The organism is Lysinibacillus sp. NPDC056220, assembly GCF_049315265.1.
Taxonomy (GTDB): Bacteria; Bacillota; Bacilli; order Bacillales_A; family Planococcaceae; genus Lysinibacillus; species Lysinibacillus pinottii.
In genome coordinates this window covers 739,106-763,773 of the sequence record NZ_JBMOXD010000001.1, presented here as the reverse complement: position 1 = coordinate 763,773, position 24,668 = coordinate 739,106, and the positions used below count along the sequence as shown (strand labels likewise).

21 protein-coding genes are annotated in these 24,668 nt (G+C 36.0%); 17 read left to right on the top strand and 4 right to left on the bottom strand.

What is annotated here, in order from left to right:
- Positions 1-11 precede the first annotated feature (11 nt).
- Positions 12-1,442 carry an ABC transporter permease gene (locus ACOZBY_RS03660; protein ID WP_012292979.1) on the bottom strand — a complete coding sequence of 477 codons (1,431 nt, stop codon included), beginning with the start codon at positions 1,440-1,442 and terminating at the stop codon, positions 12-14.
- Positions 1,443-1,563: 121 nt separating this feature from the next.
- Between ACOZBY_RS03660 and ACOZBY_RS03655 the strand changes: the two genes are divergently transcribed.
- From ACOZBY_RS03655 to ACOZBY_RS03595, 13 genes are all read left to right on the top strand, one after another.
- On the top strand, positions 1,564-3,303 hold the full coding sequence (locus ACOZBY_RS03655) for an ABC transporter ATP-binding protein (protein WP_031418773.1): 1,740 nt from the start codon (positions 1,564-1,566) through the stop codon (positions 3,301-3,303).
- A gap of 562 nt (positions 3,304-3,865) precedes the next feature.
- On the top strand, positions 3,866-4,681 hold the full coding sequence (locus ACOZBY_RS03650) for a thermonuclease family protein (protein ID WP_031418774.1): 816 nt from the start codon (positions 3,866-3,868) through the stop codon (positions 4,679-4,681).
- Positions 4,682-5,107: 426 nt separating this feature from the next.
- On the top strand, positions 5,108-6,259 hold the full coding sequence (locus ACOZBY_RS03645) for a Gfo/Idh/MocA family protein (RefSeq protein ID WP_012292982.1): 1,152 nt from the start codon (positions 5,108-5,110) through the stop codon (positions 6,257-6,259).
- Between the two features lie 18 nt (positions 6,260-6,277).
- On the top strand, positions 6,278-7,270 hold the full coding sequence (locus ACOZBY_RS03640) for an ABC transporter permease (RefSeq protein ID WP_012292983.1): 993 nt from the start codon (positions 6,278-6,280) through the stop codon (positions 7,268-7,270).
- A gap of 13 nt (positions 7,271-7,283) precedes the next feature.
- Positions 7,284-8,162, top strand: a complete 879-nt coding sequence (locus ACOZBY_RS03635) for a carbohydrate ABC transporter permease (protein ID WP_422761516.1) — start codon at positions 7,284-7,286, stop codon at positions 8,160-8,162.
- A gap of 25 nt (positions 8,163-8,187) precedes the next feature.
- Positions 8,188-9,798: an extracellular solute-binding protein gene (locus ACOZBY_RS03630; RefSeq protein ID WP_422761652.1), complete on the top strand. Its 1,611-nt coding sequence runs from the start codon at positions 8,188-8,190 to the stop codon at positions 9,796-9,798.
- A 171-nt stretch (positions 9,799-9,969) separates the two neighbouring features.
- The gene (locus ACOZBY_RS03625; protein ID WP_012292986.1) at positions 9,970-10,638 is read left to right on the top strand and encodes a YesL family protein; all 669 of its coding nucleotides are present in this window, start codon (positions 9,970-9,972) and stop codon (positions 10,636-10,638) included.
- A complete protein-coding gene (gene nagA, locus ACOZBY_RS03620) occupies positions 10,635-11,813 on the top strand; it encodes an N-acetylglucosamine-6-phosphate deacetylase (RefSeq protein ID WP_012292987.1) in 1,179 nt (392 codons plus the stop codon). Before ACOZBY_RS03625 ends, nagA begins: the two co-directional genes overlap by 4 nt.
- A 69-nt stretch (positions 11,814-11,882) precedes the next feature.
- The gene (locus ACOZBY_RS03615; RefSeq protein WP_031418781.1) at positions 11,883-12,614 is read left to right on the top strand and encodes a GntR family transcriptional regulator; all 732 of its coding nucleotides are present in this window, start codon (positions 11,883-11,885) and stop codon (positions 12,612-12,614) included.
- A 71-nt stretch (positions 12,615-12,685) separates the two neighbouring features.
- Positions 12,686-13,528: a class II fructose-bisphosphate aldolase gene (locus ACOZBY_RS03610; protein ID WP_012292989.1), complete on the top strand. Its 843-nt coding sequence runs from the start codon at positions 12,686-12,688 to the stop codon at positions 13,526-13,528.
- Positions 13,525-14,454: a 1-phosphofructokinase gene (gene pfkB, locus ACOZBY_RS03605; RefSeq protein WP_012292990.1), complete on the top strand. Its 930-nt coding sequence runs from the start codon at positions 13,525-13,527 to the stop codon at positions 14,452-14,454. The genes ACOZBY_RS03610 and pfkB overlap by 4 nt, the downstream gene beginning before the upstream one ends.
- A gap of 19 nt (positions 14,455-14,473) precedes the next feature.
- The gene (locus ACOZBY_RS03600; protein WP_227256905.1) at positions 14,474-15,490 is read left to right on the top strand and encodes an SIS domain-containing protein; all 1,017 of its coding nucleotides are present in this window, start codon (positions 14,474-14,476) and stop codon (positions 15,488-15,490) included.
- A gap of 99 nt (positions 15,491-15,589) precedes the next feature.
- A complete protein-coding gene (locus ACOZBY_RS03595; RefSeq protein WP_031418782.1) occupies positions 15,590-16,465 on the top strand; it encodes an ROK family protein in 876 nt (291 codons plus the stop codon).
- A gap of 281 nt (positions 16,466-16,746) precedes the next feature.
- Here ACOZBY_RS03595 and ACOZBY_RS03590 read toward each other — a convergent pair whose 3' ends face one another.
- The 3 genes from ACOZBY_RS03590 to ACOZBY_RS03580 form a co-directional block, all read right to left on the bottom strand.
- Positions 16,747-17,844, bottom strand: coding sequence for an ABC transporter ATP-binding protein (locus ACOZBY_RS03590; protein ID WP_012292993.1), 1,098 nt, complete (start codon positions 17,842-17,844; stop codon positions 16,747-16,749).
- A gap of 82 nt (positions 17,845-17,926) precedes the next feature.
- A complete protein-coding gene (locus ACOZBY_RS03585; protein WP_036167274.1) occupies positions 17,927-18,832 on the bottom strand; it encodes a PucR family transcriptional regulator in 906 nt (301 codons plus the stop codon).
- A 522-nt stretch (positions 18,833-19,354) separates the two neighbouring features.
- Positions 19,355-20,227: a glycine betaine ABC transporter substrate-binding protein gene (locus tag ACOZBY_RS03580; protein WP_099805006.1), complete on the bottom strand. Its 873-nt coding sequence runs from the start codon at positions 20,225-20,227 to the stop codon at positions 19,355-19,357.
- A 242-nt stretch (positions 20,228-20,469) separates the two neighbouring features.
- Here ACOZBY_RS03580 and ACOZBY_RS03575 point away from each other — a divergent pair, with 242 nt between their 5' ends.
- The 4 genes from ACOZBY_RS03575 to ACOZBY_RS03560 all read left to right on the top strand — a co-directional run bounded on the left by ACOZBY_RS03575 (position 20,470) and on the right by ACOZBY_RS03560 (position 24,657).
- Positions 20,470-21,042: a manganese efflux pump gene (locus tag ACOZBY_RS03575; RefSeq protein WP_012292996.1), complete on the top strand. Its 573-nt coding sequence runs from the start codon at positions 20,470-20,472 to the stop codon at positions 21,040-21,042.
- Positions 21,043-21,258: 216 nt separating this feature from the next.
- On the top strand, positions 21,259-21,876 hold the full coding sequence (gene isdC / locus ACOZBY_RS03570) for a heme uptake protein IsdC (protein WP_031418787.1): 618 nt from the start codon (positions 21,259-21,261) through the stop codon (positions 21,874-21,876).
- Between the two features lies 1 nt (position 21,877).
- Positions 21,878-23,302: an NEAT domain-containing protein gene (locus tag ACOZBY_RS03565; protein ID WP_099805007.1), complete on the top strand. Its 1,425-nt coding sequence runs from the start codon at positions 21,878-21,880 to the stop codon at positions 23,300-23,302.
- Between the two features lie 83 nt (positions 23,303-23,385).
- Positions 23,386-24,657 (top strand): NEAT domain-containing protein, encoded by a 1,272-nt coding sequence (locus ACOZBY_RS03560; protein ID WP_236249605.1) that lies wholly within the window; start codon positions 23,386-23,388, stop codon positions 24,655-24,657.
- Positions 24,658-24,668 lie beyond the last annotated feature (11 nt).

Genomic DNA, 24,668 nt, shown 5'->3' with positions numbered 1-24,668 from the left:
GTGATCCTCCTTTAAGACTTCTTCATTTTCGAGCGAATGCGTGGATCAAAAAAGGCATACATGATATCAATCAATAAATTGACAATGGAAATCGTTATAGCGATATAAACAACGCCTCCAAGGATTGCGGGAATATCAGGAATAAATTGTTTATCAACAATATAGCTACCAATCCCACTAATATTGAACACCTTTTCTGTAACAGATGCGCCTCCCAACATACCTCCAAAAAGAAGTCCAATCACCGTAATAATAGGAATCATGGCATTACGAATGGCATGTTTTGAAATTACTTTAAATTCATTCAAGCCTTTTGCTTTAGCTGTAATAATGTAATCCTCGTGAATCACCTCAAGCATACTAGACCTTGTCATCCTGGCTATGGATGCCGTAATGGATGTCCCCAAGACAATAACTGGCATAATAAGGGATAACCAATTTTGGGGGTTATAGGTCGCTGGAAACCATTGTAGCTTTAACGCGAACGTTAAAATAAAGATTAAACCTTGCCAAAAGCTTGGAATGGATAAACCAATTAAAGCAATAAACATAAAGGTATAATCCAAATACGAATTTGGACGAACCGCTGAAATAATACCTACTGGAATGGCGATAGCAATCGCCATTAACAGTGATAATACGGCTATTTCAAGTGTGACAGGAAATTTATTTGTAATGCTGTGCGTAATATCTTCTTTACCTGCAAAGGATGTGCCTAAGTCAAAAGTAAATAGGCCAGATAGTGAATGCCATAATTGAGATAAATAAGGTTGATCCAAACCATGAATGCGATTAAAGTTGGCGATTTGCTCTGCTGTCGCTTCAACACCGAGCAAGTTTCTGGCTGGATCGAAAGGTGATAGATACAAAATTGTAAACACTAACGTTGCCACTCCAACAATGACAATGAAGCTTTGTAAAATTCTTTCAATGATAAATTGCAAAAACGGGTTCGCACATAAGATTAGCACGACATAAAATAAAACAGCTGGTAGAAAGGTAAGAGCTACAAAATATTTGTTTTTCAGTTGCTGATTAAAAAATTGATCATAAGTTAATGGTTGTATACCTTCATTTTGTAAATCTTGGTCCACTAGCTGTTGAAGCCTTTGTTTGGCTAATTCATTAGCAGTTTGCTGTATTTGCGATGATGACGCAGCCTCTTGAAAAAATGAAGCTTTTGCTATTTCTTGCTGTTCAAATGATTGCTGCCAATGTGCAAATAAACCATTCTCTAAGTAATATTGACTACGCAATTCAAAAGCCTGATCATAAGTATTTGAATGTTTCTTATTCCGATAGATAAAGTATGTAAATGGATGAACCAAAATACTTAAAAGGAAAAGTAGTATATTGTAAGGCTTTTGGTGCATTAGTTTTTGATAAACCATAGAAAAGAACATAAATTCCTTAGGTTTTAAATGATTTTTTGAAGTAACCATGCATTTCCTCCAAGCGTTAATAAAATATTCAACACTATATTGTATAATTCCTATCAGTATTGTAAAGTATGGATTATAGTTGAAAGTAAGTCAATCACAAATTTCAAAAAGGATGGGTCGAATGAGCGAAAAGCTTTTAGAAATCAATAATCTTCGCGTTTCCTTTATCACTGGGGAGACAGAGTTTGAAGCTGTAAAAGATGTAAACTTCCATCTAAATAAAGGTGAAACACTCGGAATTGTAGGTGAATCTGGGAGCGGAAAAAGTGTAACAGCACGTTCCATTATGCGCTTATTACCATCTCCACCTTCATTTTTAAAATCGGGTAATATTATATTTAAAGGTCAGGAGTTAACGGAATTAGCGGAAAAACAAATGGAAACAATTCGTGGAAAAGATATTAGCATGATTTTTCAGGATCCTATGACATCTACAAACCCTACTATAAGAATAGGAGATCAAGTGGCTGAAAGTTTAATCAAGCATCAATCTATGTCAAAGACCGAAGCCTACACAAAAACCATTGAATTATTAAAACTTGTTGGCATTCGTGATGCAGAAGAGCGTTATCGACAATATCCACATGAATTTTCAGGTGGTATGCGACAACGTGTAATGATAGCTATGGCACTTGCATGTAATCCGTCACTGCTGATTGCGGATGAGCCAACGACTGCATTGGATGTAACCATTCAAGCCCAAATTTTGAAATTGATGCGAGATATGCAAAAGAAAATGGGCACATCTATTATTTTAATTACACATGATTTAGGCGTCGTTGCTGGTATGTGTGATCGTCTCATTGTCATGAAAGAAGGAGAAATTGTTGAACAAGGGACGACGGAAGAGATTTTTGCGAATGCGCAACATCCATATACCCAAAAATTATTGAATGCGCTACCAAAACTACATGAAAAAAAGCAGCCAAAAGAAATTTCCAATATCCAACCAGGTATTGACCCAAATAAACCTTTGATAGAAGTCACACATCTGTCAAAGGAATTTTCATTAGGCAAAGGCCAAACATTAAGAGCTGTCAATGATTTATCGTTTCATATACTTCCAGGGGAAACTTTAGGCTTAGTAGGCGAATCAGGATCAGGTAAATCTACCACAGGCCGAACTATTCTACAGCTTCATCAACCTACTAATGGAGAAGTTTTATACCAGGGGATTCCTGTCACGAGACTAACGAAAAAGCAATTGAAGGCGATGCGTCGCCATATGCAAATTATTTTTCAAGACCCCTATTCATCGTTAAATCCTCGAAAAAAAATCTTAGATATTATTGGGGAAGCTCTTGATATTCATGGCCTAGTGAAGTCACATGATGAAAGACTAGGACGAGTGGAGGAACTGCTTGAGCTTGTTGGTTTGAAGAAAGAACATGCTATGCGCTATCCACATGAATTTTCTGGAGGTCAACGACAACGGATCGGGATTGCGAGAGCATTAGCGGTCGAGCCCAATTTTATAGTTTGTGATGAACCATTATCGGCCCTAGACGTATCCATTCAAAAACAAATTGTGGATTTACTAAAGGAATTACAACAAAAGCTTGGGTTGACGTATTTATTTATTGCACATGATTTATCGATGGTGAAGCATATTAGTGATCGGGTAGCAGTTATGTATGCGGGGAAAATTGTAGAATTGGCTGAAAGTGAAGAGCTATATGCAAACCCACAGCATCCCTATACACGTGCACTATTACAATCCATTCCAATTCCCGATCCAGCGATTGAAAAGCAGAAATATAGTGATGCTGAAAATACAGACGACGTGAAAGTTCACTACGAGGTAGAAAATAGCCAGCTGGTAGAGGTTTCTCCAAATCATTGGGTAGCCGTTTCAACATGATGGCTGTCATATTATAGGACAATAGAGACAGGTAGCAGGTTTCTACTGAAATGAACAACCTTTAATTAAACTATATTAAAGCATAGGATGGAATATCTACATTACATGTACATATTTATTTGCATAAATAAAATGTAGTTGCATATAATGGAAATTCTTTAATACATTCAAAGAATTATAGAAAAATATATATTTGTTACAAGGGGATTATGTAGTGACTGTACATAATCTTTTTGATTTAGAATAATTTTGAATCTATATAAAAAGGGCTAGGACATGTTATTATTAGTGTAAATAAATAGCTGAGGGAGATAAAAGTGAAACAATCAGATATTAAAACGCTAATAACTAGTGGAACAATTATTTTGGCTGTTGTTTTATATTTAATATTTAAATAAATATATGTATAAAAGTCTTCAGTTGTTACAATGACTGAAGGCTTTTAATTTCAATACAGGAGTATTATAAAAGGGAAGAAGGAAATTATTTATAGGAAAATTAGTTAACGGAGGAGATTTTTTAATTTTAATAGGGGATATTAATTAGAAAGTAGCGTGTAAATTTGAAGAAAATTATTTTTGCTTTATTCATTTCTACATTGGTTTTGAGTGCATGCACAGAAGAAACTAGTACGAATATCATTAAGACTGACGATATAGAAGATCTAATATCTTCAACGATAGAAAATGCAGAGAAACACGATGTAAGTCAGTTTGAAGAATATGAACTAGAAAGTGTCATTGACGGCGACACAATACGAATAAAATATAATGGAAGCTCTGAAAAAGTTCGTTTTTTACTTGTTGATACCCCGGAAACTAATCATGAGACACTAGGAGAGCAACCATACGGACCAGAAGCTAAAGAATTTACTAAACAACTATTAGCTGGTCAAGATACAGTCTATTTAGAGTTTGACGTTTCTTATCGTGATAAATATAAAAGACTACTTGCCTATATTTATACCAAAGAAGGTATAAGTGTTCAGGAGCAGTTGTTAAAAAATGGATTAGCACGTGTAGCATATATATATAATCCAAATACTAAGCATGTAGATTGGTTTAAATCGATTCAAAAAATTGCACAACAATCAGCTATTGGGATATGGTCAGTTGAAGACTATGTAACAAATCGTGGATACGATAAAGATGTATACGATGCTGCCATAAAAGAAGGAAACCAGTCTAACATAGCTGAGGATAAATCGAATACCAATAACAAGAAGGACAGGTGCGAAATCAAAGGAAATATTAATTCCAAAGGTAACAAAATTTATCATATGCCAGGGCAACGGGACTATGATAATACAGTAGCTGAGGAGATGTTCTGCACTGAAGAAGAAGCAGAAGCCGCTGGGTTTATTCCAGCTAAGCAATAAAATCAAGTATTTCTGCTCCTATAAAATATCTGAGTCAGGTAACCCCTGTGCTCAGATATTTTTTTTGATCAACATGGGTGATTGAGTCTAAAATAGCTAGGGTACTGTTGAAGAACTTGGCATATCCGAAAAAAATTTAAATGAAAAGAGTAGTAGATTGAGCTTTTAAGGAAGCGTTATATTTTCTAAATTTTAGGATGAGTCAACTCATGTGAATAGCATTTGATGCATACAAGCAACCATCATTTAGGTATTGACATACTAAGTATAGGAATTATATATTTATCCCAGTTAAATTTTTTGAATATTCATTATATATTAACTTGTACCTACAACGTGTTGACGTGTAGTTGTGTTGTTATGGATAATTGAGGTTATTTACGTTTATGAATACAGGGCCATAAGGATGAAACGAGGGGGAAAAAAATGAAAAAAATAAGAATAGGTGTTATTGGAGCTGGTTTAAGAGGGGGCTTGGCACAATACTGGCATAAGCCTACCGGGGAATCAGAAATAGTAGCGTTAGCCGATATTTCTCAAGAACGTTTAGAAAAATTTCAGGAGAAATTTGATACACCTTTATTTTTAACAAAGGACTATAAAGAGTTATTAACAAGAGATGACATCGATGCAATTGCGGTTTTATCGCCAGATTATTTACATGAGGAACATATTATTACTTGTTTAAAAGCGGGTAAGCATGTGTATGCGGAAAAACCATTAGCCATAACGGTAGAAGGTTGCGATCGAATATTAGATGCATGGGAAAAATCAGGAAAGCATCTCATGGTGGGCTTTAATATGCGCTATATGAGTATGTATCAAACGATGAAAGGCCTAATTGATTCAGGTGCCATTGGAGAACTAAAGGCAATATGGGTGCGACATTTTGTTGGATTCGGTGGTTATTTCTACTACCACGATTGGCATGGTAATTCAAAAAATACAACCTCTTTACTACTTCAAAAAGGCTCACATGATTTAGATGTCATTCATTGGATTTCAGGGAAATATACGCAGAAAGTATCTGCGTTTGGTAGCTTAGATTATTATGGTGGAAATCAGCCAAATACATTAACATGTCCTACCTGCGATCAGAAAAAAACTTGTCCAGAATATGTTGCCCATACATTTACAGAATGTGCGTTCCGTGAAGAAATTGATGTGGAGGATAATAATATGGTCATGATGGAATTAGAAGGTGGCATAAAGGCTTCTTATTTACAATGTCACTTCACACCAGATTATTCGCGGAATTATACATTTATTGGTACGAAGGGGCGTATTGAAAATGATGATATCAATAATAAAATTTATTTAAAAACACGAAAATCAAATTCTTGGGAGGAACTAAGTAATGTTGTTTACGAAATGAAGCCTGAGGAAGGAAGCCATGGTGGTGCTGATCCAAAAATTGCCCAAGATTTTGTAGAACTCATCCTCTACGATAAGAAACCTTTAACAACGCCATTTGCCGGACGAATGAGTGTAGCAGTGGGTTGCGCGGCTACAGAATCCATTCGTAGCGGAGGTAAGGTTATTGAGATTCAGAAGGAATCTACCATTCTGCAACATTGATAAATAGGGGGTGTAGTCATGACGCTTTTAGATAAAACAACTGTTGAGGAAAAGCCATTTAAAACAAAACGTTTTTTCAAAAAGCAATCAAAGGTAAAGAAAAATCACCTGGTTGAGTGGAAAAAATCTATCAAAAAAAATTGGGAGCTCTATTTATTACTAGCCCCTGTTATCCTTTACTTTCTAGTTTTCCATTATTACCCACTATATGGTTTGCAAATTGCCTTTAAAGATTTTATTGCTACTAAGGGAATTATGGGGAGTCCGTGGGTAGGATTAAAGCATTTTGAACGCTTTTTTGATAGCTACTATTTTTGGCGTTTAATCAGAAACACAATTGGGATTGGCGTATTTACGCTACTTATTTCTTTTCCAATACCCATCATTATCGCCTTGCTACTAAATGAAGTGAAGAGTCTTCGTTTTAAAAAATTTGTACAGACAGTCATTTATGCCCCACATTTTTTATCCACAGTAGTAGTTGTTGGGATGCTATTACTATTCTTAAAATCGGATGGGATGATTAACCAAATGATTATGTTGTTTGGGGGTACACCCGTAGATTTTATTTCAGAACCTACATGGTTTAAATCCATATATGTACTGTCTGATGTTTGGCAAACGATGGGATGGAGTTCCATCATCTATATTGCAGCTTTGGCTGCCGTAGATCCAGCACAGCATGAGGCAGCAATGATAGACGGAGCATCAAAATTTCAAAGGATTATTCATATCAATATTCCTGCGATTTTGCCGACGATTATCATTTTATTTATCTTAAATGTAGGATCTGTCATGGCCATTGGATTTGAAAAAGTATTTTTAATGCAAAATGATTTAAATATGTCGGCATCAGATGTTATATCCACTTTTGTTTATCGTAGCGGAATTTTAGAGGCACAATATAGCTTTTCGGCAGCAGTTGGTTTATTCAACTCTATCATTAATTTTATCCTCCTTATTATGGTTAATAGAATAGCTAAAAAAGTGAGTGATACAAGTTTATGGTAAAGGAGAGATTGACATGAAAGAATCAAAGGGCGATCGTGCGTTTACTATCTTTAATTATATTTTTTTAGCCATTGTAGCAGTTGTTGTTTTGTATCCACTTATTTTTGTTTTGAGTGCTTCTCTTAGTAATCCTGAGTATGTCATTTCAGGGGATCTATGGCTATGGCCAAAGGAATTTACAGTGGAGGCTTACGAAAAAGTATTCCAAAATCCAGATATTATTAATGGATTTATTAACACGTTGAAATACACATTATTTGGAACGTTACTTAATATCGTGATGACCATTTGTGCAGCCTACCCTCTCTCTCGTAGACATTTGAAAGGAAAGGGCTTTATTATGGCATTTATGGTATTCACCATGTTTTTCAGTGGGGGATTAATTCCTACCTATCTATTAATCCGTGATTTGGGCATGATAAATACATTTTGGGTCATGATTATTCCGAATGCAGTAGCTGTATGGAACATCATTATTATGCGGACATTTTTTCAATCCATTCCATATGAATTAGAGGAATCGGCCATGATTGATGGTGCAGGGAACTTCCGTATTTTATGGAGTATCGTACTTCCATTATCATTACCTGTTATGGCAGTCATGGTTTTATTTTACGCTGTAGGACATTGGAACTCTTATTTCCAGGCATTGATTTACTTGCAAGACCAAGATAAGTTTCCATTACAACTTATTCTGAGGCAAATATTAATTCAAGGACAAGCTGACGATATGATTAAAGCGACGTCAGAAAGCTTTTTAGCTCAAAAACTTAGCGTTGAAGGGTTAAAATACGCAGTTTTAATCGTTGCTAACCTACCAATGTTAATGCTTTATCCATTCTTACAAAGATATTTTGTAAAAGGTGTCATGATTGGTTCATTAAAAGGTTAAAGAACAGGGGCGATTTTAAGTGAAAATGAAAAAAAAGCATGTTTATGGTTTTGTAACAAGCCTGATGTTAGCTGCAAGTTTATTAGGAGCATGTTCGGATAATAAAGAAGCTGGTAGAGTAAAAAGTGATAATATCGATAATTTGAATGTGACGGGTATGCCGATTGCAAAGGAGAAAATTGAAGTCGATGGTTTTGCAGCAAAGTTTTTTGCATCACAGGATTGGAATCATCTAATGTTATGGGAAGAATACGAGAAAATGTCTAACATCCATATGAATTGGACAACGGTTCAGACAGAAGTATTAGCAGACAAAAAGAACTTACTTTTAGCTTCAGGAAACTATCCGGAAATATTTTTTGCATCAGCATTTTCCAAAACAGATTTAATCAAGTACGGTCAACAAGGTGTATTCTTACCGTTGAATGAATACATCGATCAATATGCACCAAATTTTAAAAAGCTATTAGAAGAATACCCATCTGTCAAGCAAGGTGTGACAATGGCAGATGGAAATATCTATGGCTTTCCAACAATTTACGATCCAAAATTTTCATCACTTCGTGTTGGAGCGCCATGGATTAACCAAACATGGCTTGATAACCTAGGCTTACAATCACCAGAAACAACAAAAGATTTATACAAAGTATTAAAAGCTTTTAAAGAGAATGATCCAAATGGTAATGGTTTACAAGATGAACAAGGCTGGGGAACTGGTTATGGTATTGAACAAATTATTTCTTACTTAAGAGGATCGTTTGGCTTGAATAAGCAAGGAACGATGAATCTGAATTTAGATTTTAAAGAAGGAACTGAGGAATTCCGATTCGTGCCAACGACTGACGAATATAAACAATTACTTGAATATTTAAATAAGCTTTATAAAGAAGGTTTAATTAATAAGGATGTGTTTACGACTGAGCCACAGAAATTTGCGGCAGAAGCAGCAAAAGGAACGTTTGGTATGCTTAGTGAAGTAGACCCTAAAGAGTTATTTAAACTAGATGGTTATACGGGTGCCCAAGTTTTAGAAGGACCTAATGGGGATCGACAATATACTGCAATGACTAATGGTCTTGGGAATCTAGGAATGTTTGTCGTAACAGATAAAGCGAAAAATCCTGAAGCAATGGTTCGTTGGATTGATCATTTATATGGTGATGAAGGGGCTAAAATGTTCTTTATGGGCTTTGAAGGTGTCACTTACGAAGAAAATGAGGATGGAACTATTCAATATATCGACAGTATTACGAATAATCCAGATGGCAAAAACTTAGACCAAGCAATAAGTGATTATCTAACATGGCCAGGTGGTTATTACCCTGGGATTGTTACGCAAAAGTATTTCCAAGGTGCAGAGGCTAAGGAAAATTCTCTTAACAATGCTAAGCAAGTTATGCCATATGCTTTGAAAGATGATGAAATTATTCCAGGGTTAAATTACACTGTGGAAGAAAATGATCGAGTGTCCGCTGTTTTAACAGACATACAAACCTATGTAAATGAAATGACAGCAAGCTTTATTACAGGAAAAGAAAGCTTCGATAAATGGAATGACTATAAGAAAACAATAGAGAAGATGGGCTTGCAGGACTATATGGAAGTGGCACAAGGGGCATATGACCGTTCTAAATAAGGAGGTTCAGATTCTCCCTCAAACTTAACAAGAAAAGGTCACATAGGCTATAAGTTTATCTTGCATAACTGGGCTTATGTGACACTCTCTTGTTCGACCTTCAATGATGGATGTAGGGAGTGTATAAAAAGAAAATATTTAGGAATGCGTTATCGTAGGGAGGTAATGGACATGGAATTGGAAGGGTGGAAAGGTAAACTATACTGGTTTGTAGAGTGGATCACATTGTTAGCGGTGTTACAGTTACTATGGACAGGCTTAGCTTTATTAGGATTGTTGTTATTTGGAGTAGCCCCAGCGACTGTTGCCATGTTTACTACTTTACGTAAAAGGCTACAAGGAGAAGATGATTTAAAACGATTAGTCAAAATCTATTGGAATACATATAAAGCTGAATTTATTCCATCCAATAAAATAGGTATGATTCTACTGTGTGTTGGCTACTTTTTAACGATTAATTTTCAAATCATTTTAACGTTTCATGGCTTACAAGGTCTACTGTTACTAACAGCGTTTATTTCTATTTGTATACTTTTCGGTATGATTGTCGTAAATATATTTCAACTATTCTCCCATTATAATTTGCCAACACTACGCTACTTTGCTGCTTCAATCATATTTAGTATTGCGTATCCATTACAAATGATTAGCAATATTGTAGGGCTTGTAATTCTTTATAAAGTGTATAGCTGGTTGCCTGGCTTAATACCGTTTTTCGGTGTTAGTTTAGCTGCATTATTTTTAACGTGGATGTCATCCCATATATTTAAGAATGAGAGCGAAGTAGAGAAACATACTAATCTACCACATTACTCTGTTGAGAGAGGGATAACCTCATGAATAAAATATGGATTATTAATGCGAATATCGTGATGGAAAATCAAATTATCAATAACGGATTCCTAGTAATGTCGGAAGGGAAAATTACAGTAATTGATCATATGGCTAATTGCCCTACCCTCGCTTTAATAGAGAATGTAATTGACTGTCAGCAAAGAGGCTATATTATCCCTGGAATGATCGATATCCATATACATGGTGCTGTAGGCCATGATTTTATGGATGCGGACTATATTTGTTATTCGAGAATTGCAAAGTATTTAGCCAGTGAGGGAATAACTGCTTTTTTAGCCACAACGATGACAGGCTCTATGACGGAGATTGAAGCTGCTGTTGAGGCACTTGCCTATTATTATAAAAACCAACCGACAGCAGTACCTGAGATGTTAGGAATTCATTTAGAAGGTCCATTTATTAGTCAATTAAAAAAAGGGGCACAATCCGAAGCATATATTTTAAAACCAAATGTGCAACAATTTAATGACCTGTATAATAAGTCTCATCATTCGATTCGTATTGTCACATTTGCGCCAGAGGAAGACAGCAGTTTTGAATTACTACACGAATTAACTAGTAAAGGGGTTATTGCATCTATTGGTCACTCTAATGCTGACTATGATACAGCACAACATGCATTAAAAGCTGGTATTAATCATGCAACACACCTATTTAATGGCATGAGTGGACTGCATCATCGTGATCCAGGTGTTGTTGGAGCAGTACTTTTATCAGAAGATGTGTATGTGGAAATAATTCCAGATAATATACATGTTCATAAAGATTTACTACCAATGGTTTATAAACTGACAGGCTTGAATCGTTTGCTCGTCATTACAGATGGTATGCGTGCAAAGGGGATGCCAGATGGTATGTATCATTTAGGTGGTAATGAAGTAGAAGTAATGAATAATCAATGTATTCAACGTAAAACAGGTTCCTTAGCAGGAAGTGTATTGAATATGAATGCGGCAAGAAAGAACATAGAAGAATGGCTTACACTTTCACTTGCTGAGCAATTACGTGTTGTTTCCTTAAATCAAGCAGAGCATTTAGGCATGGACAATCGTAAAGGGTCTATTGCACTAGGAAAAGACGCAGATATTGTTTGGTTGAATGAGGAAGGGGAAGTAGAGAAAACTTTTTGCTTAGGGATTCTTGCCTTTGAAAAGGATTGATATATCAATAGGCATCCTATTATATAGATGGTATATTGATTACAAAACCTAGAGAAGGAAGGAAAAAAGATGCATTTATTAGATCAATCTAGTGTAATCCCATTATATCATCAACTGAAACAAATTTTATTTGGGAAAATTCAATCAGGTGAATGGAAACCAGGAGATAAAATTGACTCGGAAAATCAATTGATGGAGATGTTCCGTGTTAGTCGAAATACAGTAAAAAAGGCAATAGAGGAATTAGTAAAGGAAGAGAAATTATATCGGATTCAAGGGAAAGGGACCTTTGTTTGCAAGCCTAGACTTGAACAATCTCTTGGAGGGTTTTATAGCTTTAGTCGCATGATTCAAGAAAAGGGATTTAATCAAAAAGATGAAGTATTAGAAATACAGAAGGTATATCCATCAATGAAGGTTAGAACTAATTTAGCATTAGAGGAAAATGAACAAGTTGTAGAAATGAAGCGTTTACGATTTGCAGATAATGAGCCGATTATTTTGGAATCATCTTTTTTACCATTAAGCCTAATTAAGGATATTGAAATATTACGAGAAGTAACGTCTTCGTCCTTATACAGTTTATTAGCCGAACGTTTTAACATTATTGTTGTAAGGGCGAGAGAAGCCTTTGAACCTGTCCTTATTAAGAAAGATGAAGCATCTTTATTGAAAACAGAGGCTGGAAAACCAGCTTTATTACTGGAGCGGACTGCGTTTGACACTTCAGGGAAACCAGTGGAGTTCTGTATTTCGATTGTTAGAGGAGATCGTTGCCGTTTTTATACGGAATTAAATTAAAATTTAATAGTTTGCTTCATTTATTTTTGTTATAGATTATACCAACAACCCATTGAGGGAGGAATTCTATTATGCCATTAGTGACAACTAAAGATATGTTGGAAGATGCTTATAAAAATAATTATGCAATCGGTGCTTTTGGAGCACATAATTTAGAAGTGATTAAAGCTGTAATAGCTGGGGCAGAAAAAGTGGGTGCACCTGTAATTTTGCAAACAACTTCAAGTACTTATAAATATGTAGAGATGCCTTATCTAATTGCGCTAGCAAAAACAGCAGCGGAACAGGCAAAAGTACCGGTGGCATTACATTTGGATCATGGCGAATCTTATCATATTGTGATGGAATGTTTACGGGCAGGCTACACCTCTGTGATGATTGATGGATCTTCCTTACCTTATGAGGAAAATATTTTATTAGTAAAAAAAGTAGTTGAAGCTGCAAGTGCGGTAAATGTGCCAGTTGAGGCAGAGCTTGGAACAATTGGTGGTGTCGAGGATAGTGTAAGCGTAAAGGAAGAGAATGCATTCTTTACTGACCCTAAGCAAGCTGAGCATTTTGTGAAGGTTACGGGAATCCATTCGTTTGCCCCCGCTTTCGGTACGGCACATGGTAAGTACCGGGAAAAGCCAAAATTGTTATTTGAGCTTTTACAGGAAATCCATTGTTCTACTAATATTCCATTAGTTATGCATGGAGCCTCGGGGGTGCCAGAAGAGGATGTGCGTAAATCTTTGAAATATGGAATTGCGAAAGTAAATTTTTCTACGGAGCTTAAAGACTTATTTGCTGAAGAATTAAGAGCTTATTTTAAGGATTATCCAACAGAAAATGATCCAAGAAAGTATTTCCTTCCAGCACGGGAATCTTTAATTAAATTAGTAGAGCAAAAGATTGTGATGTTACAAAAATGATTACTACTTTAACCTTAAACGCAGCCATTGACCAAGTATATGAGCTGGACTCTTTAATGATTGGTCAGACAAATCGTGTGTTACAGAAGTCACAACAAGGTGGTGGAAAAGGGGTTAACGTAGCTCGTGTTATTGCATCACTTGGTGGTGAAGTGAGTATTGGCGGTTTCGTTGGTGGATTAAATGGTAGTAAAATAGCCGAGCTTTTACAGGAGGAAAATCTCCAAACTGATTTCGTACAAATAGTGGAGGAAAGCCGGATTTGTTTAACGATTATTAATCAGCAAACGAAGGAAATGAGCGAGTTGTTAGAGGTAGGACCTACAATTCATGAACAAGAGTGGATAAAAATGTTAAGCTGGATTGAAACACAAGCGGAACATGCTACCTATTTTGTATTGTCAGGAAGCCTACCCCAAGGTATACAGAAAACGGCATATGCAACGATTATCAAATTATTAAAGGAAAAAGGTATTAGAGTCGCACTTGATACAAGTGGCGATGCTTTGAAAAAGGGTATTACGGCAATACCTTTCATCATTAAGCCTAATAAGGATGAAATTGCTCAATTAATCGGTAGGTCTGCTTTGACTCAGGAAGACTTAGTTCATACTGGTGTAAAATTACAAAAAATGGGCATTGAGCATGTATGTTTTTCATTGGGCGAGCAAGGCGCTCTATTTGTTCATCCGTCAGGGGTTTACAAAGTGAATGCACCATCGATAAATGTGGTCAATACAGTAGGAAGTGGTGATGCCTTTTTAGGAGGACTTATTTATAAGCTCTCACATGGTGCAGACCATACAGAGGCATACAAATGGGCTGTTGCCTGTGGCTCAGCGAATGCAGCACATAATGAAATTGCAAAAGTCCAAAGAAAAAATGTGGAAAAGCTTATCGATGAGATACAAATAACTAAAATATAAGAGAAGTAGGGATTTGGTTATGTACACATACAATGAGATTATGGCACAAGGACAAAAGTTAGAAAGAACAAAGGACACTGTTCAATTAATTACTTTCAATGAAAAAGCTGTAGATGTAGTGCTTTTCACTGGATGTGGAACATCCTATTATTTAGCCATTGCAGCAGCGCGGTATTATCAAGCCGTTACGGGAGAATTTGCCATTGCGGTACCAGCATCTGAGTTATTTTTACACACAGACACTTTTATATTAAAGAATAAAAAGTATCTTATTATTGGAATTTCACGATCGGGGACAACTTCGGAAATCATTATGTCCTTAGAGCATTTGAAGGATGCTAAAAATATACGTACTATGGCAGTAACATGTAATGGTGACACACCTATGGCAAAATTAACAGATGAATTGATTGCTTTAAATCATATATCAGAAAAAAGCGTGGTCATGACACAATCATTTTCTAATATGCTATATGCCTTGCAATTATATGCTACGAAAATTAGTGGAAGAGCGGATATGCTGGAACAATTAGAGAAAATCCCCGCTCTTGTGCATTCAGCATTAGGCAATGGACAGCAGTTAACGCAGGTGACTGAAGATGCTTCCATAAAGCGCTTTATTTTTTTAGGGTCAGGTGTTTTTAATGGGTTGGCTAAAGAAGCAACATTAAAGCTGAAGGAAATGACCCAAACGGAATGTGAAAGTTACTCAAATTTAGAATTCCGACATGGTCCAATTTCTATTGTCGATCAGGAAACGGTTGTTATTATATTTACACAAAATGAAACGAAGGAATATGATCAGGCATTAGTGAAGGATATTCAAAAGCTTGGAGGCTTCGTTGTTATTATCGGTATAGCTTCTGAAGAATTAGAAGCAGATTTAATTTTTAAGCTATCAGCAGAAGTAGATGATGTAAATCGCCTTGTTGAAGCGGTTCCTTACTTCCAACTTTTAGCTTATCAGCATGCCATATTTAAAGGGCGTAATCCCGATAAACCACGTAATTTAACACAAGTCGTCAAACTTTCATAATAGTAGACTCTTCCATAGGTAATAGATATATTTCTATCTTTTACTTTCTGATAATTTTGAATTTAAGTGAATCCTGTGTGGAAAACTGGTGATGAAAAGATGAGTCATATTTTAGTAGCCGATGTTGGTGGGACAAAGTTAGCCACAGCTTTATTCAGCCAACACCAGCAGCTCTTAATTAAAAGAGAGGTACCAAGTGATATTTCAACTAGAGACGCTTTATTCCATTGTTTAATCAACAGCTTTGAGTTGCTCTGTATGGAGAAGAAGCTCTCTTTTAAAGATATCTCTAAGGTAAGCATTGGTTTACCTGGTATTGTTGATGTTCAAAAAGGTCTAGCCATCTATCAAAATAATATACCGTGGCGTAACTTTCCGATTTGTGAACGCTTAGTTGAATTTTTTCCCCATGCACAGATTATGATGGATAACGATGTGCATATGGCAGCCTGGGGAGAGTATAATGCTAGAGGATTTCAGAAGGAAACGATGGTATATGTAACATTAAGTACAGGGATATCTTGTTGTACCATCGTTAATGGTGAATTTTTACGAGGAACAGGATTAGCTGGTGAAATAGGGTTTAATATTGTCGGTCATGCTGGTGAAACGTTAGAGGAAAGTGTCGCTGGGCCAGCTATAGAAAAGCTGGGAAGAGTATTACTAGGAAATTCAGCTATTCGATTAAAAGATATGATGGAGCTCTATTACAAGGGTGACCCTATCATGGAGAAGGTGTTGCAGCAAATTATTGATTGCATGGAAAAACAGTTACACCAAATGATTTTAATGCTTGATCCACACTGCATCGTATTAGGCGGAGGTTTTTTTAATCATCAGCCGAAAATCATCGAGCAGATTAAAGAGGTCATTCAGCAACGTTTGTTACGTACGCCTTTTGAAGGGAAAGAGCAAATTATAGAGAGTAGTATTCGGAAAGCTGAGGCAGGTCTGTATGGTGCAGCAATGAAGTAATAAAAAACAGTGGTGCGATTAGGAAAATGGGAAATTACATCGATAAAAATTTCATAAAAAGACCCAACTTCTTTCTATCCCCTATATAGAGAAATTGGGTCTTTTACATTTGTATGTTTTTAGTACGTAAATGTCATGAATGGTAGAGGAGAATAACTAACTGTCAAATAGAACGGTTAATCTGAAATTAGTGAGGTTGATTGCACATTAAACTGTAAAAAGAGAAACAGACTTGTTGTAGTCTGTTTCCTTTTCAATGAGGCTTATACTTGTCTATTATTCTAACGAATGCGTTGCTCTGTTTCTAAGTCAAAGAAATGAGCTCGTGACATATCAAAAAGTAGGTGTGCTAATTGGCCCTGAGTAATTTTGGTATCAGAGTTTACACGTGCAATATAAGGCTGTCCATTTAACTGTGCATGTAGCATAAGCTCAGCACCTGTTAATTCGGATACATCAACATTTGCTTCAATAGCTGAGAAGAATGGCTCAGAAATGACAGAAGATTTTTCATATATATGTTCAGGACGAATGCCAAGAATCAATTCTTTTTGTAAGTATCCTTGCTCTAATAATAATTTGGATTTTTCTGCTGGAATGGTTAATGTAATAGGTCCTAATTGAATCCCTTCCTCATAGAAAACCCCTTTAAAAAAGTTCATTGATGGTGAGCCTATAAAACCACCAACAAATTTATTTTCAGGTAATCTGTATACTTCTTCAGGCGTACCAATTTGTTGAACAATACCATCCTTCATGACAACAAGGCGTGTTGCCATTGTCATTGCTTCAGTTTGGTCATGTGTTACGTAAATTGTCGTTGTTTTTAATCGTCGATGAAGCTTAGTAATTTCTGCACGCATTTGCACGCGTAGCTTTGCATCTAAATTGGACAATGGCTCGTCCATTAAGAAAATATTTGCATCTCGGACGATTGCTCGACCAAGGGCAACTCGTTGTCTCTGACCACCCGATAGAGCTTTAGGCTTACGATCTAAATACTTTTCTAAATCGAGTATGGCTGCTGCGTTGTGAACACGTTCTTTAATTTCTTGTTTTGAAAATTTTCGAAGCTTTAAGCCAAATGCCATGTTGTCATATACTGTCATATGTGGATAGAGTGCATAGTTTTGAAACACCATCGCTATATCACGTTCCTTAGATGGCACATCATTCATTTTCCTGTTATCAATTAAAAAATCGCCTTCCGAAATTTCCTCTAACCCTGCTATCATACGTAATGTTGTTGACTTTCCACAACCTGAAGGACCAACAAGTACAATAAACTCTCGATCCTGAACTGTTAAATTAAAATCAGATACAGCCGTTACACCACCATCGTATATTTTATAAATATGATTAAGTACAATTTTCTCCATATTTAATCCCCTTTGTTCTTTTATTCAGTGTAAATAAAGTAAGGAAGAAAACCAATGTTTAATGTGCATAATTTTCAGTTAATTAATTTTGTGCATTTTGTAAAAAGGACCAAAGATAACTAGCAAAGTAAACAAGAATAACACCATCTAAATTTTTGATAGTAATATTGGTGATTTCTTGAAACTTTAATAATCGATAGGTAAGCGTATTACGATGTATATGTAATTTTTTGGATGTCGACGAAATATTGAAACCACATTCACAAAAAGTTTTAATTGTTTCCAATAATTCCTTGTCTGACTTTAAAGGTAGAATAATCTGCTCTTCAATAAATTTAAGAATAGAAGTGGGCAATTGTTCTGTTAATAAAATAGGGAATATTGTTTGAAATGAATAATAAGGTTCAGCAGTTCTTAAATGTAAGCATTCTTTGAACCATTGTGCTTCTCTTTGGAATTTAACTGGAAAACTTTGATCGATTACATAAAATTCTCCTACATATAAATGGATGCGGACATAAAAATCTACTTCAATCGTACGAATAAGGGCAAGTAAATCTTCCCTCTCATTTATGGAACAGTTTTCAGGTTCAATAAGTAAAAAGTGATTAGTAGCAACTTGAATGAATATCGTATTTTCCTGAAAAAAATTGTATAGCGCTTCTTTTAATGCTTCTAAAGGAGGGTTTTCGTTTATAAAAGTTATTTGAATAACACGTGCTTTCTTAAAGGTTAATTTGGATGGCATGTCACCATTTGAGTAAATAAATTCATACCATATATCCGAGGCTTGAAATAGTGACGAAGTAACTTCAGTATAAAAAACCGTCAGCCATTCGTAGTCCCGGTGTGAAACCTCATGCTTTGAGATAGAGAACCATTCCTTAGTTTCGTGATGGTAAAAAATATGACAGTCATTTGATAGTTGAGTTGGCTTGGAACGATAATAACGATAGGAAGGAAACAATGCTTTGAGATTTAAGTTCATGAAAGACTCCTTTTCTTTCGATATATAGTAAAACATTTAACTGAAAAGTCATACGGGAAAAATTCGTAAAAATATATAATCAAGCGTGCTTTAAAATTTTCTACCATTACTAGTAATAATAAATGTTAGGGTGAAAAAAGTTAAGAAGTGTAAATAAATTCATAGCCATGAAGATGGTGAATAAGAATGGTTAATTCTTATTCATTAGGGCCCCCTGTTCAAAAAAGAGTAAAGATAGTAGAATAGCCTAATGTTTCAATACCGTAGACAAACTTTAAAAAGTTTTAGTTGTGTTTTCCGCAGAAGTTCTCCTTCGTTCCCATCAACTTTTCCCCATTTAGTATTGATTGTAAAGGAGTGTTAGTTATTGGTGGAATGAACTTGCACTTGATCGACAGCACAGGGGTCACAATTTAAAACTAGTTTCAAGGTGATCACTTCTAAAAGGAGGATTACAGTTGTAAGTAGTCCATTATAATTAGAAAATCCATTTACTAGTGATTAGTAAATGGATTTTTTCATTTATGATGACTTCCCGTCTTTTGTCCAGTCAGCTACTTTATCTTGATTGTCGTTAATCCATTTCTTGGCTGCTTCCGTAGCACTCATACCTTCCATAATATCAAACATCACACTTTCAATATCCTCGGCAGTCCAATAGAAACGATCTAGGACATCATACGCCTCAGATGCATCTTCTTTTAATCCTTTACGAGCGAATGTACCAATATATTCTTCTGTACCATATAAACCTTTAGGGTCTTCTAAATATTTTAAATCGTAGGCATTAAAGATCCAGTGGGGTGACCAACCTGTAATAATGATTTCATCATGGTTTGAAATGGCTTGACTAAGGGCTGCGGTCATGGCACCGGCTGAAGAGGTTAAAACATTCCAACCTTCTAAATTGGGATATTCCTTATAGGCATTTTCGGTTGTAGCCATCATATTAGCCCCTGGTTCAATGCCTGTAATTGTTTTATTGGCTTGAGTTGTTAAGTCTTCAATTGAATTAACATCCATATAACTTGGAACGACTAAGCCAATTTTAGCACCAGTAAGGTTTTCGCCTAAATTCTCAATTTTATCTTTGTATTTCTCTACTTGAGGAGCATGTGTTTGCGGTAACCAGGCAGATACCATACCGTCAACCTCACCGTTCGCAAGTGCCTCCCACATGATGCCATTGTCTAATGGTGTTAGTGTTACCTCATATCCTAAATTTTCTAATACTTGTCCTACCACATGAGTAGAAGCAACCTCTGTATCCCATTCAACATACGCCAAGTTAATTTCTTTTTTATCTTTCGTACCAGCATCTGCAGAACCACATGCAGCTAATAGTAGTAGGCATGAAAAAACAAATCCTATCTTCCATACTTTTGAATATCTCATCATATTCCCCTTTCAATAATTCCTTACCTCTTAGTGAAAATTAATAAATATCAATAAGTAACAACTTAATTTTATATACAAGTTGTTACTTTTGTCAAATAGAGGTTTCCTGTAACTCATGCAATAAAATGAAGAATGAATCATGGAAAAGGTGCTGAATAAGGGACTAAGAAGCCCATAGATTTTTAACTCGATTACATATGATAGGTGAAAATGGAGACTGGGTTTTGAGGAGGCTTAGTATGCACTGGATTACTATTATTCTAATAGGGATTGCTGCAAATCTAGACAATTTGGGGATTGGGCTTGCTTATGGTGTCAAGCAAGTTAAAATCCCTATTTTATCGAATGCAGTGATCGCTGGCATGTCAATGATTGTCACATATGTCGCTGTAACAGCTGGCAGCACTGTTGTTGAATACATTTCACCGCATACTGCCAATTTATTAGGAAGTTTACTATTATGCGTTATAGGCATATGGACCTTGATGTCCAATAACTTTTCTAAACAGCGGATAGCAGGGAACCCTGAGCTTTTTGATGAAGATAAAAATTTAGTGATCTCAACTCGAGAGGCAATGGCACTCGGTTTTGTATTGTCAGCTAATTGCTTGGCAGGGGGCATTGCCATTGGAGCAAATGGCATCTCTGCAATATGGACAGTAATTTCCATCGGTGTCTTTTCTTTTGTTACGGTGGGAGTAGGCAGTCAATGTGGGGCGTTGCTCGCCAAAACGTTTATTGGCAGGCATTCAACAGCTATTTCAGGATGGTTATTATTATTGATTGGTATTTTAGAGATGTTTGCTAAATAAAATGATGAGCGAGAGTATCACCAAATTTTGGTGATATTCTTTTTATTAGGAGGAAAATTTGACATATTGAGGACGAATTTGGATTAATAGTTGACATTGACTGGCAGTAACGATTATTCTTGGGAGTAGAATCGTAATTGAGAATTATTTTCGTTTACATGGAAGTGAATCTATCAATTAGGATGTTTTATTATGACTAAGGGAGGCGTGCAACACATGAAGAAAATGCTCATGTTGATCATGCTTGTTAGTATTTTTTTCGTTAACTTCGGGTTAACGCAAGCATCTGCTCAGCTGGCTGATGGCACTCATTCGATAAAATATCAGGTCAATAAACCTGAAAGTAATTCCGCATCCATTGCTAATGATTATTTTGTAAAACCGGCTAAAGTGACGGTGAAGAATGGCACTGCTGTAGTACAAATTACATTAAAAAACAGTGCATGGATTACGAAATTTCAACCACCAGGTGGAGCAACTGTAGTAAGTGAAGATCAAGCAGCAGATACACGAACGGTACAATTCACTGTTAAAGACCTAACAAAACCTGTAGTAACAGCGATGAAAATTGATATTGATGATATCAATTATCATCATGAATACAGTGTATCACTTGTATTTGATGCCACATCAATTGCAAATACAGCGACTGCTTCTACTCAACAGACAGAATCCAGTAAATCTCAACCTACTTCTTCAGCAACTACAACTGGAAGTCAAGTGCCCAATCCACAAACAGATGATGCAACACCTTATCTATTAATCGTTGCGTTAGTGGGGTCAGCATTTTTACTTTATAGAAAAAAACTACAAACAAAAACGGAGGGTCAATAAAATGGCTAAAAAACGTCAATCACGTGCAACTAAAATAGTACTAGCTTCATTGTTAGCAGCATCTCTTACAGTTCCTTCCTTTGCATCTGCGGCAGAATTAGTAACAACAAATACAGAAGTGAAGGCAGAAACAACGAAAGCTGCTAAAACGGATTCAGTTATTAATTTCCAAATTTTTAAAACAGGTACGACAGAAGCACAGCCTGCAATTAGTTCTCATTTAGTACCACAAGGAACAATCGTTGAAAAAGACGGTAAATTTGAAGCTCAATTAACAATCACTGCTAAATCTGCACCAATGATTGCAGGTCTACAAACAAAACAAGGCGATACATTTTTAGATGCTAAAGAAGTAAAAAATAACGACGGTACTATTACATACAGTTTCCCTGTGGTTGTTGATGAAGTTAAATCAGCAAAAATCCATGTAGTTGTTCCTTCCGCAAATATGGATAAATGGTATGATTTTGATCTAAAAGCAGTGAAAGAAGTAAAAGAAGAAGTGAAAGTGAATGAAGTTGCTGTCACTGTTTACAAAGATGGTACAACAGAAGAGTCGATGATGAAACAATATATCGCACCAAAAGTAGGAGTTACTGTAAAAGACGGTAAAAATGTTGTGACAATGACATTCCCTCAAGGTCAATATGTAAAAGGTTTCACTGTAGAGGGGAAAGAAGCAACTTTAGTGAAAGAAGACGATGCAACAAACTCACGCACATATTCATTTGAAGTTAAAGATTTGAAGAAACTGGTAAGTGCTCAATTACACATCGTTGTAAATGAACCAGCCCAAGGTGTGAAGTATGATTCGAATCATACAGTACAATTTAGCTTTGCTGTGGAAGGTGCAGTGAAACCAGTTATCAATCCATTTAAGGACATTAGTAAAGATGCGAATAAAGATGCCATCCTATCACTTTACAGCTTAGGAATTGTGAAGGCACAAGACAATTTTAGACCAAATGACAACATTACACGTTCTCAATTTGCTTTAATGGTGGCACGTTCATTGAACGTATCTTCTACAAAAGATGCTGGATTTAAAGATACAGGTAAGCTTAGTGCGGAAGCTGTTCAAGCTATTAATGCATTAGCTGAAGCAGGCATTGTTAAAAAAGCGACAAACTTCAATCCAAATGATACACTTACTCGTCAACAAGCAGCTGTCATGATCTATCGCACAATAACACATGTAGCAGGAAAAGAAATGAGCTTTGGTGACACAGGTCTTTCTTACTATGCTGATGGAGCAAAAGTGAAAGACGAAGAAGCAAAAAAAGCCTTTGCACTTCTATATGCAGGTAAAGTAATGACTGGTTCTCCAACTGCTGATGGCAAAACAGTTATTGATGCCAACAGTCCATTAAAACGTTCACATATGGCGAAAATTTTAAATGGCTCATTGCAATACATGAATAAATAATAAGGATTTTTACAGCAACTTCCTTTCTCATATTTTATGGGGAAGGAAGTTCCTATGTGTTTAAAATGGGAGGAGACCATGCAATGACAATCATAAAAAAGCACATTTGTATTTCGGCTGTTTTGGCAGTTTTATTGCTTGTTTTCCCTCCATCCATTCTTATGCAAGCAAAAGCTGAGAACCTTGGCATAATAGATGGTAGTTATCAAGTTGAACTAAGTTTTTCTCCTATTGAAGGGTTTGAAGGAAATCTTTTTAAACATAAAGCAACTCTCACCGTAAAGGATGGTCAGTATCAATTAACTTTGGCACTTGAACAATCATATTCTGTACGCGACATACATATCGAACAGCTTGGCAATGAAATTTCTTTGACTCAAGATATAGAAAATTTAGTTCAGTTTGATGTTTTGGCATTACAAGACCCGATTGTTATAAAGGGCAATGTGGAGCTTGCAGCTGAAGAATCTTATTTTTCGTTCACTCAAGAGCTGCGAATAGAGATAGCGGGACTTACTCCGAATGTTCCTCAGGAAGAAAACAAAACGGATGAAGCTGAAAACTTAGTTGTAGAAGAAACAAAAGGCCAAGAATGGGCAGTGGACTATGTATTATTAGCGGATGGTAAAAATGAACCTTCTATTATGAATAACTATGTGAAGCCAATCGCAAAGGTTATTGAAAAGGATGGTAGATACTATGCGCAAATGACTATTTTACAATCAGCTTGGGTGACAGGTCTACAGATAGATGATAAGGGAAATCAGATTGAACCAAAGCAAGTTTCTCTTTTAGATAATGTACGCATGGTGGAATTTGAGGTTGAGGACTTAACACAGCCGTTAAGAATGTGGGTAAAGATTGATATTCCTGACATTTCTTATCATCATCAATATTATGTTCAGCTAGTATTCAATCAAAAGCAGGTTTCATTGCTTTTACAAAAACCCACGAACGAAAAACCTACTACGCAAGTCGTACGTGACAAGTCGGTGGAAACGGAGCAACAGGAGCAGGTACAAAAGCCACCAATACAAATAAGTAAAGAGAATGTTTCTAGCAATGCCACACAGACATTACCAGCTATTCAAACACCCTTGCTTATACCAAAGGAAGAAAAATTAACATTTGATCGTACACTTGATGAACCAACTGATGAAGCTTTAGAAGAAGCATTAGAGGACAGCAAAACAAATGAGGAAACTACGGAAACAAAAGTAGTAAAAAAATCGACTGCAGATCAGCAAATGGAGCCGTTAAACTTCGTAAAAATTATTGGGCTAATCGTTATTTGTCTTGTATCAGGATGGTTACTGATTAAGCGTATTAGGAAAACCAAAAATTTAGTTGACTGAGCAGAAATAAG